The organism is Carboxylicivirga sediminis (genome assembly GCF_018156225.1).
In the GTDB taxonomy this organism is placed as follows: domain Bacteria; phylum Bacteroidota; class Bacteroidia; order Bacteroidales; family Marinilabiliaceae; genus Carboxylicivirga; species Carboxylicivirga sediminis.
Genome location: NZ_JAGTAR010000007.1, coordinates 45,252 through 57,673 on the forward strand (window position 1 = coordinate 45,252; position 12,422 = coordinate 57,673).

At 40.3% G+C, this 12,422-nt stretch carries 10 protein-coding genes; 6 read left to right on the forward strand and 4 right to left on the reverse strand.

What is annotated here, in order from left to right; genetic code table 11:
* Nucleotides 1–11 precede the first annotated feature (11 nt).
* The 4 genes from KDU71_RS06200 to KDU71_RS06215 all read right to left on the reverse strand — a co-directional run bounded on the left by KDU71_RS06200 (nucleotide 12) and on the right by KDU71_RS06215 (nucleotide 3,463).
* Entirely contained in the window at nucleotides 12–704 is a 693-nt protein-coding gene (locus KDU71_RS06200; protein ID WP_212189050.1) for a YjjG family noncanonical pyrimidine nucleotidase, read from the reverse strand.
* A 58-nt stretch (nucleotides 705–762) separates the two neighbouring features.
* Nucleotides 763–1,632 (reverse strand): Cbp1 family collagen-binding glycoprotein adhesin, encoded by an 870-nt coding sequence (locus KDU71_RS06205; protein WP_212189051.1) that lies wholly within the window; start codon nucleotides 1,630–1,632, stop codon nucleotides 763–765.
* Nucleotides 1,633–1,663: 31 nt separating this feature from the next.
* The gene (rsmI, locus tag KDU71_RS06210) at nucleotides 1,664–2,383 is read right to left on the reverse strand and encodes a 16S rRNA (cytidine(1402)-2'-O)-methyltransferase (protein ID WP_212189052.1); all 720 of its coding nucleotides are present in this window, start codon (nucleotides 2,381–2,383) and stop codon (nucleotides 1,664–1,666) included.
* 93 nt (nucleotides 2,384–2,476) lie between these two features.
* Nucleotides 2,477–3,463: a hypothetical protein gene (locus tag KDU71_RS06215; RefSeq protein ID WP_212189053.1), complete on the reverse strand. Its 987-nt coding sequence runs from the start codon at nucleotides 3,461–3,463 to the stop codon at nucleotides 2,477–2,479.
* Between the two features lie 68 nt (nucleotides 3,464–3,531).
* Here KDU71_RS06215 and KDU71_RS06220 point away from each other — a divergent pair, with 68 nt between their 5' ends.
* The 6 genes from KDU71_RS06220 to KDU71_RS06245 all read left to right on the forward strand — a co-directional run bounded on the left by KDU71_RS06220 (nucleotide 3,532) and on the right by KDU71_RS06245 (nucleotide 12,410).
* Entirely contained in the window at nucleotides 3,532–4,107 is a 576-nt protein-coding gene (locus KDU71_RS06220) for a thymidine kinase (RefSeq protein ID WP_212189054.1), read from the forward strand.
* 1 nt (nucleotide 4,108) lies between these two features.
* Nucleotides 4,109–6,562 (forward strand): bifunctional UDP-N-acetylmuramoyl-tripeptide:D-alanyl-D-alanine ligase/alanine racemase, encoded by a 2,454-nt coding sequence (locus KDU71_RS06225; RefSeq protein ID WP_212189055.1) that lies wholly within the window; start codon nucleotides 4,109–4,111, stop codon nucleotides 6,560–6,562.
* Nucleotides 6,563–6,635: 73 nt separating this feature from the next.
* Nucleotides 6,636–6,971 (forward strand): hypothetical protein, encoded by a 336-nt coding sequence (locus KDU71_RS06230; RefSeq protein ID WP_212189056.1) that lies wholly within the window; start codon nucleotides 6,636–6,638, stop codon nucleotides 6,969–6,971.
* A gap of 91 nt (nucleotides 6,972–7,062) precedes the next feature.
* Nucleotides 7,063–7,632 carry an RNA polymerase sigma-70 factor gene (locus KDU71_RS06235; RefSeq protein ID WP_212189057.1) on the forward strand — a complete coding sequence of 190 codons (570 nt, stop codon included), beginning with the start codon at nucleotides 7,063–7,065 and terminating at the stop codon, nucleotides 7,630–7,632.
* A gap of 77 nt (nucleotides 7,633–7,709) precedes the next feature.
* Nucleotides 7,710–8,720, forward strand: coding sequence for a FecR family protein (locus KDU71_RS06240; protein WP_212189058.1), 1,011 nt, complete (start codon nucleotides 7,710–7,712; stop codon nucleotides 8,718–8,720).
* A 249-nt stretch (nucleotides 8,721–8,969) separates the two neighbouring features.
* On the forward strand, nucleotides 8,970–12,410 hold the full coding sequence (locus KDU71_RS06245) for a TonB-dependent receptor (protein WP_212189059.1): 3,441 nt from the start codon (nucleotides 8,970–8,972) through the stop codon (nucleotides 12,408–12,410).
* The last annotated feature ends 12 nt before the right edge of the window (nucleotides 12,411–12,422 follow it).

Consider the following 12,422-nt stretch of genomic DNA (forward strand, 5'->3'; position numbering starts at 1 on the left):
CCGGTATGTCTTTACAAAAACTCCAGTAATTCTTTCAAATCACTAATCTCATAGGTGATGTCTTCTTTACAGGCAACCTGTTTGGTGTTAAAAAATACCTGGTCAATACCTGCTTTTTTGGCACCCATAATATCAGCTTCCAGACTGTCACCAATAACTAAACACTCTTTGCGTTTGGCGTGGCAGCTTTTAACTGTGTAATCAAAGAAATAACGGTTGGGCTTTTGAACACCAATCAGCTCAGATATGTAGATATTGGTAAAGAACTGGCGTAACCCGCTGTTATTCAGTTTTTGTGTCTGCACCTCCTTAAAGCCATTGGTGATGATGTGCAGTTGATAGTCCTTTTGTAGCTGTTCCAGTACTTCCAGGGTGTTGGGAAACAAAAGTGTTTTAGTGGCGCTGATGGAAAGATAATCGCTGGCAAATTGCCTGGCTACGGTTAAATCATCAAAGCCCACTTCGGCAAAGGGGAGGTAGAAACGTTGTGTATTCAACGTTTTCTTATCCACCTTGTTTCTGCGGTACTGCGCCCAAAGATAGAGGTTATGTACCTCGTAGCGCTGATGAAAATCTTCGTAATCTTTAAAAAAGCGCGATAGCTTATAGGATACAAACATCTCCTTTAAAGTGGCTTCAGAATTAGCTTCGAAATCCCAAAGTGTATGGTCCAGATCAAAAAAGAGATGTTTGTATTGTTTCATATCTGATTAGTCGAATTAACAGGCTCTAGTTGAGTGGAGAAGCCCGTTTGTTATCAAATTACTTACTTACCTGGATTACTAAATGACGACTCATGCTCCAAAAACTCTCCTTGTCTGATATCTTAAGCACCATTGCGCCTTCTTCACTCGCTTCAAGTGTATATGACGATTCAGGATGGTTCGAAAGAATTTTAGCCTTTGCCATATACACATTCAATGAGTCCAGCTCACGATAGTCGATGGTTGTGAAATAGTCTTGCGAGTAACCTTCTGCCAGAAGTTTTGCCTTGCTCAAGAAGCCATCATTCGATAATATTTCCTGCTCTTTCAATTCTTTTTTTGTACCAAACACATAATAGGCGCGGTACAGCTTTTCTGTTGTTTCGTCAAGCGCTTGTTGCGTGGCGTATTTTACCCCTTCCAGAGAGTCAAGAACAATTTGTAAGCCTTCGATGGTGAAATTTAAATCATCAATCTGTAAACTCTGACTTTCGAGTTTTTGTTGCAGCCTGATGATTTCAACCGTCTTATCTTTAAGTTGTGAATTAAGTCGCTTCACCAGCTTATTCAGATTGGTATTGTTAGCACCTGATTGCTGCAGCTGTTTTTCCAGCTTGCTTATCTGTTCTTTATTTTGAAGCATCAGGTCATATATTACCTGTATATCGCGGTTGATTCGCTCTTCAAGCGCTTCACCGCCTGTTTCGTTACTGGCTACATTCAGTGTTATCAGGTTTTCTTTTTCTTTTATAGCCTGCAGGTTATCATCTATTTCAATTAAGGCAGCTACTAAGTTGTTCATCTGGCGATCTTTTTCCATTGAAAGCATTCTTAGTGAATCCATTTCTTTATCAGAATCAGATGAGCCATTTTTTTGCTGACAGCCAAACAGTGCCAGTAGCAGCGAAAGGGTAAGTAAATATCTCATTTGCAAAGTGTTTAAGTGTTTTTATGATGACTTAATGTGAATTGGTTTTTACTTGTTTATGTTCCTTCTTCTTTTTCTCTTCACTTTTCCCCTCAACAATCACAACTATCTCTCCTTTAACGGTCTTTGATGAAAAATATTGCATAAGTTCATCGAGCGTTCCTTGCTTGTTTTCTTCGTGAAGCTTACTTAGCTCCCTGGATACCGAGGCTTTTCGATCTGCGCCGAAATGTTCAATAAATTGGCCAAGGGTTTTTACCAACCTGAATGGCGATTCATAAAACACCAAAGTGCGTGTTTCTTCTGCCAATAGTTCCAGTCTTGTTTTTCTGCCCTTTTTTTGTGGTAGAAATCCTTCAAAACAAAAGCGGTCATTTGGTAAGCCTGAATTGACCAATGCCGGTACAAAGGCTGTTGGACCAGGCAAACATTCTACCTCAATGCCTTCTTCAACACATTTTTTGACCATCAGGTATCCCGGATCTGATATGGCCGGTGTACCGGCATCAGAAACCAAAGCGCCTGTTTCACCAGCTTTTAGTCGTTCTGCCACCTTATCAACAGACGAGTGCTCGTTAAATTTATGATGCGAAAACATGCGTGTAGAAATATCCAGGTGCTTTAACAGAAAGCCTGTGGTGCGTGTGTCCTCAGCCAATATAAAATCCGCTTCTTTCAATATGCGAATGGCTCTTAAGGTTATGTCTTCCAGATTGCCAATAGGTGTTGGAACTATATATAGTTTGCTCATTTATCAGATTGTTGAGTTGCTCATTTGTTCATCTGTACAATTGCCCCGAAATCTCAATTCAAATTAGCAGGTAAAGGCATTAACAGATTACCATTAAATAAAACGTCTTTTTATACTTTTGTAAAAGGATTCACTGGCTTCATTATCTGCTGGCCAGTTATAGTTCGAACGTAAAAAACTGATAGCCGAATCGTATGAGTCCAGATGGTTTATTTGTTCCAGTGTTTGGTTAAACAAGTCGGCATTGTTGCTGAATAGCTCGCGCTGATAGTAGAAGCGATCATTTAAACCAAAAGCTTTTCTGACATCATCAACGGGTTTGCCAATTTGCTTGATATCTTCTACTGATTCTTTGCGGCTGGCAATGGCCTCATTGACTGATGCGCCTTCTTTTCGAATCACTTCACCCAATACCGATGCTTTGGAGGCTGGTTTAGCCCCTTTCATAGCATTGCTTGAGGTTGTTGGAGTATTTACATTCATCTCTGTAGGCTTGTCAGTGGTATTTGATTCACTTTCAGGATGATTTGTTTGACTGTCATTCTCCAATGTTACGTGTTCATCTGACATTGTTGTATTAACAGCTGCCATTGTTTCAGTGTCAGATGCCTTTGCTTCACTTGCGGGAGCGATTGTTTGCTTGTCAGCCTTCAATGCTTGAGGTTCACTTGCCTTTGTTTGTGTGTCAGCAGCGCTTGTTTGACCTGCAGCAGCTATTGTTTCTTCGTCAGTTTTAGTTGCTGTGCCGGCATCATCATTATCAATGTCAACAGCCTCGATTGCACTATATGATTCGCCCTCGGCAAAACGGCTTGATGATTCGGCATAAGCCACACTATCATTGCCATTTGAAGTCATAAGGGCTTCAGATGTTAGCGATGATTCAGTATTGAGTAGTTGTTTTTTTTCAGTATTAAGTTGCTCCAACAGGCTTAACTCCTCACTAATGTTTGCTATTTTAGTGCGGGTTAAGTTGATAAAAGCTGCATTGATCTCATTTTTACCTTTAAAGGTGTTAACCAATGCGTGAACTTCTTTAATGTCATTCAGGATTATATCAATGAGTGCTTCTTTTTCCATAGCAGTACAGCAGTTTTTACATACCTGACAAAGTTAACGATTGCAATTAAAAAATTAGGATACGCTAAATGTTTCTTGAAAATAAGGCCAATAGGGATTCACAGAAAGGATGGATCGAAGTCATTGTAGGGTCGATGTTTTCGGGTAAAACCGAAGAGTTATTACGTCGGCTGAAACGCGCAAAAATAGCACGTCAGAAGGTGGAAATATTTAAACCATTGGTGGATGTGCGTTATAGTGAAGAAGAGGTGGTGTCGCACGATGCCAATGCAATTCGTTCCACACCGGTTGAGTCCTCAGGCAATATTATGCTGCTGAGCAGTAATGTGAATGTGGTAGGGATTGACGAAGCACAGTTTTTCGATAGCGGACTCACCAATGTTTGTCATCAGCTGGCCAATCAGGGCATTCGCGTCATTGTGGCGGGATTGGATATGGATTTCAAAGGCAAACCTTTTGGGCCAATTCCCTCGTTGTTAGCAACGGCTGAATATGTTACTAAAGTGCATGCCATCTGTATGCGATGTGGCGATTTGGCGCAATTTTCGCATCGTTTGTCTAAGGAGGAAAAACTGGTGGTACTTGGTGAGAAAAACGAGTACGAGCCCTTGTGTCGTTGTTGTTTCATGAAAGCAAATACCTGATATGTTTCATTCACTCAGTCAACTGGCTAAATGGTCTTCGGCAAAAGTTATTGGCAATACTGATTTAATGATTCAGAAAATTGCCTATGACAGTCGTAAGACATTCGTTGCTGACCAAACATTGTTTGTGGCTATTAAAAGTGTCAATAATGATGGCCATGTTTACATCCCGGAATTATACGAAAAAGGGATGAGAGCTTTTCTGGTTGAAGAACAGGCGCAGGTAAACTATTCCGTATACCCCGATGCCGGCTTTATTATCTGTAATAATACGGTTGCTGGCCTGCAGGCCATTGCAGCGGCTGTCAGGCAATCATTGACTATACCTTTTATTGGTATTACTGGTAGCAACGGCAAAACCATTGTGAAAGAGTGGCTGGCACGTTTACTCGAAAGTCATTACAGAGTAGGGCGTTCTCCTCGTAGTTTTAATAGCCAGCTAGGTGTGCCTCTATCCATCTGGATGATGGAGCAGGATATAGAAATGGCTATTATTGAAGCGGGTATCTCTCAACCAGGAGAGATGAAAGCTTTGGCCGATTGCATTGCCCCCGATTTTGGCATTTTCACCAATATTGGTCGCGCTCATCAGGAGAATTTTGCTTCTATTGATGAGAAGCTGGAAGAGAAATTAAAGCTTTTTGAATCGGCTCACACCATTTTTTTTCACGGTGATGATGCGCTGATTGGTGAAGCATTATTAAGTCGTTATCCTGAAAAGAAATTGCTTAGCTGTGGTAAAGGTGATGGTAATGCATTGCAACTACTGTTGCAGGATTCAGGTTCCGAAGGTGCGGTACTTCAGCTTAGCTGGAATGGACAGCCTTTTACTCTGCATTTTCCTTACCAGGATGTGATAGCCATTGATAACCTGCTGTTGGTTGTACTGGTGGCATTAGAGTTGGAGCTTCCGCTGCAGAATGTTATTAACGAAGTGCCCAAACTGCAGGCCATTGCCATGCGACTGGAGCAGAAGGAAGGCATTAACAATTGCCTGCTGATTGATGATGGATATAATGCCGACCTGACTGCTTTGGAGTTGGGGCTCGATTTTCTGAACCAGATGGGTGCCAAGCGTGGTTTATCCAAAACACTGATCCTATCAGATATTTATCAGAGTGGCATGCACCATCAGGAACTTTATGCACAGATTCAAAAGTTGGCTAACGAAAAAGGTGTTGAGAAGCTGATTGGCATTGGCGAGCATCTCTATACCGCCATGGATGGTGTTAATGCCTACCGCACAACAGCCGATTTTTTGGCGAAAGTGGATGTGAATAGTTATAAAAATGAGGCCATATTACTGAAAGGATCGCGTCAGTTTGCTTTTGAACAGATCTCGGCTTTATTGGAGCAGCGTCGGCACAAAACAGTATTGGAGATTAATCTCAATGCATTGGCTTATAATGTTCAGTATTTCAGGTCGAAACTGAAGAAAGAAACCCGGTTGTTGGCCATGGTCAAAGCTTTCTCATACGGAACAGGCGCCTTTGAAATAGCCAACCTGTTGCAGCATCAAAAAGTTGATTACCTGGGAGTGGCCTTCGCCGACGAAGGCATTGAACTGCGCAAAGCAGGCATAACATTGCCCATCATTGTGATGAATCCGGAACTGAGCAGTTTCCCTATGATGCTCGAATATGAGCTGGAACCGGAGATTTATAGTTTTCAGGTATTGGATGCCTATTTAACTGCCGTGCAGCGGCAAGGATTAACCAATGTGCCTGTCCATATTAAGATAGATACCGGTATGAACCGCCTGGGTTTTGTGCCTTCTGAAATACCTCAGCTGATAGAACAACTAAGAAGCACCCATCAGCTGATGGTGAGCAGTGTATTTTCGCATCTGGCAGGCAGTGATGAAGCCCTTCATGATGGGTTTACTCAAAAGCAGATAGACCGTTTTAAGCAGGCATGCGAAACCATGCAAAATGGCTTAGGACGTGGATTTATACGTCACCTGCTTAATTCAGCCGGTATTGAACGGTTCGCCGATGCGCAGTTTGATATGGTGCGTCTGGGTATTGGTATGTATGGAGTGTCAGCTATCCATGATGAAGCACTGAAGCAGGTGAATACCTTAAAATCGTATGTGTCGCAGATAAAAGAGGTAACGGCCGGTGAAACAGTTGGCTACAGCCGCAAAGGACAGGCAGAATCAGCTAGGCGCATTGCAGTCATTCCCATTGGTTATGCTGATGGATATAATCGCCGTTTGAGTAACGGTGTGGGACAGGTATTGATTAATGGGCATAGAGCACCCGTTATCGGCAATATCTGTATGGATATGTGTATGGCTGATGTAACACAAATACATGTTCAGGAAGGTGACGAAGTAGAAATTTTTGGAGCAGGCATCAGCATCAGCGAAGTGGCTGAAAAACTAGACACGATTCCCTACGAAATTTTAACCAGTATTAGCCGGAGAGTGAAGCGTGTTTATGTAATGGAATAGTGTTACTTATGCGCAAACGTAAGAATAATGCGGCTTTGGGGTACGCGTATTAGCTCCGTTAATTGTCTTATTGATGGACTTAAATATTATTTTTGCCACCATGAATAAGACATCAGGTGATATTTCCGAATTAATAAAGGCGCATATTCAGGCTTTGGATCCCTATGCTGAGGTCATTATATTGTTTCCTCAGGGAACAGGTTTGCATGAAGAAATACAAGTATATGTATTCACCAATGAGAAGGTGGATTTTAGTCTGGAACAGCAATACATGGATGCACGCTATAAGGTGGAAATACAATCCGGCCAATCACTTTCTTTATATACTTATTCGAAAGAAGAGTGGCATCAGCAATTTAGTGAAACCCCTATTTACCAGCGTGTTCATTGCGAAGGCGTATGTTTGTAGTGGTTAGCATATCACCCCTGAATTTCGGATCGTGTTAAGATGTTTTCTTAAAAATCGTTAAATTGCGCACTCTCTAAAAGGTAAATGGCGAGTGGGCATACACGAAGAAGATACTATCAGGCGATTAAAAAAAGGTGATGATCAGGCATTTGAATTACTCTATCACAGATATTTCAGGAAGTTGTGTGCATTCACCAATAAATACCTCAATGACTATGAAGCAACACAAGAGGTGGTTCAGGAAGTTTTTTATAGCATCTGGAAAAACAGGGCCGAACTTAATGCTCATAAATCAATAACTGCTTACCTTTTTCAGCTGGCCAAGAACAAGAGTTTAAATATTATTAAACACTCTCAGGTTGAGGATAAGTACTTAAATGTGATTAAATCAGCCTATCTGCAGGGTGATTTTGTGGACTCTCATGATTCTTTACTGGCCAAAGAAATAGACATTAAAACACAGGAGGTCATTGATTCTCTGCCCGCACAATGTCGTAAAATCTTTCTGATGAGTCGGCATGAAGGGAAAAAACACAAAGAAATTGCTGAGGAACTTAATATCTCGGTGAAAACAGTTGAAACGCAGATAGGGCGTGCCTTAAAAGTATTCCGTAAAGAGTTGAAGGAATACCTTACTACAGTATTGTTGACCTTTATTTAATCTTTATTTACATTTTTTTAATTTTCATGTAGGGGTAAAACTCTTCTTCATTGTACTACCTGTAAGAAAGGCAAAAAATGAAGGAAGATATAGACTACAGAAACCTTATGGTTCGGTTTTTTGACAAAACTGCCACGGATGATGAATTACAAAAATTATCGGAGTGGTTGAAAGAGTCGGATGAAAATAAGCAGCTCTTTAATGAGTTTAACGAAAGCTATCAGTTTGCCGACATTAGTGTTAAAGGTTGGATATATGATACAGATGCTAACTGGAAGCAATTAAAGAACCGCATTCAGTCTAAACAAAAGTCAGGTAAAATAAGGATGCTAACAAGCCGCCAGTACAACTGGCTGAGTGTAGCAGCTATTATCACCTTGTTATTAATGGTGGGATCAATGGCTCGTTTACTGATGAATCAGTCACAAACTGAGTTCAATAATCAAAAGCTTAGTGTAATTGCACCCCCGGGACAGAAAAGCCAGGTGGTATTGCAGGATGGCACCAGGGTTTGGCTAAACTCAGGCACTGAACTAACTTATAAATATGATGTAGACGACAATAAAAGAATTGTGACGCTGGATGGTGAAGCTTTTTTTGATGTGGCCAAGGATAAAGAGCGACCTTTTATTGTACAGACATATGGTATTGATTTAGTCGTTTATGGAACCCGTTTTAATGTGTATTCCTATAAGGATGAAAGGATCATTGAAACAACGCTTGAGGAGGGAAGTGTTGGTGTAAAAGTGCATGCCAGTGGCAAAGAATGGTTAATGAAGCCAGGACAACAATGTATTTATAATAAAGAATTGCAGGCAGTGAAAATGGAAGAGACAAACGTTAGTTTCTATACTGCCTGGACCAACAATAAGCTCATATTTGATGACAATACCTTTATTGAGGTAGTAAGAAAGCTGGAGAGGTGGTATGGTGTTCACATAGAACTGGATGAAGAATTATTTACTTCTGAGCGATTTACCCTAACCATAACGCACGAAAGTCTTACCGAAGTAATGGAACTAATTAAAGTGGTTGCACCAATACAATATACTATCAATGAACGAAATGTACGAATAACCAAACAGTAATGAAGTAAAGAAAAGGGAAGTGCTACAACACTTCCCAATGTTTAACACTCGTGCTACAACACGAGGTATTATTAACAATAACAATTCAAATCTATGAAAAAAAAACTGATGTTTAACGTCAGCAGGGAGAATTATACCTTGTTGAGATGGTTTCGGATTATGAAATTAATAACCTGTATACTTTTAATTGGCCTCATGCCAATATCCGCAAGTGTTTATTCACAAGAGAACGAAATCAATATTAAAACCATGAGGTCTTCTATTAAGGATGTGCTACGTCAAATAGAAGAAGTAAGTGACTATTCCTTTGTATACAATGATGCCACCATTGATGTAAACCAAGTTGTTGCGTTACAAGGTAAGAATCAGAGTATTGTGGAGTTACTCGATGGACTGCTGGAAGGAACGAATATTGTGTACAAAATTGTAGATAACAAAATTATCTTGCATGCCGCTTTACCTCAAATTCAGAGTAACCAGCAGCAAAAGATGTTAACAATTGTAGGTATTGTTACTGATAACACAGGCGAACCACTACCAGGTGTAAATGTGTTTGAAGAGGGAAATCCTACCAATGGGGTTATTACCGGTATTGATGGAAAGTACGCAATAACAGTTAGTTCAGAAGAAGCTCAGATTACTTTTTCTTATATCGGCTTTGAGAAGCAAACTGTGCAGGTGGCAGCCCGCAGCACAATTGATATTGTGTTACTTGAAAATATAAGAGGATTAGACGAGGTTGTTGTAGTAGGATTTGGTTCTGCCAAAAAGGAGAATATTACTGGTGCAACTTCTTTTGTGAAAATGGATCAGATTGTCAAAGATCGTCCAATAACAAATTCAGCCCAGGCATTACAGGGTGTATCAGCAGGTTTACAAGTTGTATCAAGCTCTGGACAGCCAGGTAGTACATCAACCAGTCTTAATATCAGGGGAATGACGTCTATCAATGGTGGCTCGCCATTAGTATTGGTTAATAACGTGCCAATTGATGACTTGAATGATATTAATCCGCGTGATATTGAGTCAGTGTCAGTACTCAAAGACGCTGCAGCATCATCCATCTATGGTGCTAGAGCTGCATTCGGTGTTATATTGATTACCACAAAAAGTGCGGAAAAGAATCAACCAATGAAGTTTCAATACGCTACTACAACCAGCTTAAGCTCGCCAATGGAACTTCCTGAGAAGGCTACAACACGACAGTTTGTGGATGCGCTTCAGGATTTTGGGGTATATGAGTATTTTGCCGGACAGGATGTAGATACCTGGTCATCATATTTGGATACATATGAAAATAATCCTGAACAACTCACCTATGTAAAAGACCCGGTTAGCGGAAAGGATTATGCCATTGTTGTTGACGAATCTGGTCAGTATTACCCATTGGCAGACACTGATGTGATTGGTGATTTTTTGAATGATTTTGGTTATTCCACTATCCATAACTTCACTATGAGTGGTGGTGCTGAAAAAATTAGTTATCGTGTTAATGCCGGATATAGCTATGAGGACGGAGTTATGGTAACAGATAAAGATTCGTACGAGAACTTTAATGTTAATGCCTTGCTGAATGCTGATTTAACAGCGCGTTTGAGATCATCAACAAATATTATCTTTAGGAGTAGTCTGCGATCGCAGCCACAAGCTCAGTATAGCAATGCGATCCAATTAAGAATGTTTGATCCAATTGGTCACATAGATTTACTTGATCCTACTGGAGTTTTGGGGCTTTCAACAAGTAATGTGCTGCCTTTTGATACGCCGGGAAATGTGGTTCGTTATTCAGAACCAGGTATTACTAATAATGATAATATTCGAATTTTTCAGAAACTGGAGTTGGATGTGATAAAGAACCTAACATTAACAGGCGAATATACCTTTGAAAAAGGGTATTATAAATATAGCAGGGTAGAGGAACAAGCTGGATTTGCCAGTTCGTTTAAGTTTGTTGAAAACAGTACCCCTCAGCAGCGCTACGATAATACTAAGCTCTTTCGCAGTACTTCCGACAATGTGTACCATGGATTAAATATTTACGCAAAGTATAAAGTGAACTTCAATAGTCACTCCCTAAACTTTTTAGCAGGTTATAACCGTGAGAAGAAGACTTATAATGCCTTTAATGTAAATAGAAATACATTAATAACAGTTGATCAGCCTTCGCTTAACCTTGGGCTCGGGGAGTTTGATGGAGGCGATAACTATTACGATTGGGCTGTTTTAGGATATTTCGGACGAATTAATTACAACTACAACGATAAGTACTTCATCGAAGTTAACGGTCGTTACGATGGTTCATCGAGTTTTGCCGAAGATGATCGTTTTGTCTTACTACCTTCTGTATCTGGAGGATGGAATATAGCCAAAGAAGGTTTTATGTCCTCATTCAATGCCCTGTCAATGTTTAAGCTGCGTGCCTCCTGGGGGGAGATTGGTAACCAATTGGTTCGGACCAATGGCGCACGCGATTATTACCCATACATTGCCGGCTATGAGCAGTATAATCCATATTGGATTGACCGTAGCTTAAACATGCGTTATACCTCCTTTAATCCTGCTCAATTGGTGAGCGGCGGTTTTACCTGGGAAAAAGTACAGACGACCAATGTTGGTTTAGATGTAAGCTTCTTCGATAATCGTCTGGGAGCCAATGTGGATTTATATTCACGTAAAACTTTAGGAATGCTCAATGCCGGTGTACAATTGCCAGCTGTGTTGGGTACCGATGCTCCTAAACAAAACATCGCGGATTTAGAGGTGCGAGGATGGGAAGTAGAATTGAAATGGAATGATCGCATTGGCCAACTGCGGTATGGTATCAATGTCAACCTTTCTAATTCTGATGGTAAAATTACGAAGTTTCTAAATGAAGGAGGCTTGATTAACCAGTATTATGTGGGACAGAAAATAGGTGAAATTTGGGGCTATGTGACAGATGGCTATTATACAGCAGACGATTTTATTGAAGGTACATTGGATGCACATCTTTATGGTGATAACCGTGAGTTGAAAGAGGGTGTAGTATATATTGAGAATGCCCCAACACCATTGCCAGGTGATGTAAAATACAAAGATTTAAATGGTGATGGTGTTATTAATACTGGAAATGGAACCATCTATCCTGAATTCGATGAGGAAGGCAATTTAATACCTCATACCGGACCTGGCGATCGTAAAGTAATTGGCAACAACACTCGTAAATACCAGTTTGGTGTCAATGGATTTGCCGAATATAAAGGTTTTGATTTCTCATTTGTATTAAGCGGCGTTGGTAAACGTGATTTGAACTTGAATTCAGATCTGATTTGGCCTTATCCAAGCCAGTTTGATCATATTTATGCACATCAGCTCGATTATTGGACACCTGATAATCAGGATGCTTTTTATCCAAGAATATATGGAAATCCAGAAGGTAATACCAATAGTAATTATGGCCGTAATCGTTATACACAAACGAAATATTTATCTGATGGTAGCTACTTAAGAATTCAAAATATTACGCTTGGTTATACTATTCCTAAAGGTATAGTGAATAAAATCGGGATTAATAACCTAAGGGTTTTTGTGGCAGGCGATAATATTTACACATTTGATCATCTGCCTAAGGGAATGGATCCGGATCAAAGTGCCAATGGAGCATACCCATTTATGCGCAATTTCTCTATGGGCTTAAATCTGACATTCTAAATCTTAAAAACT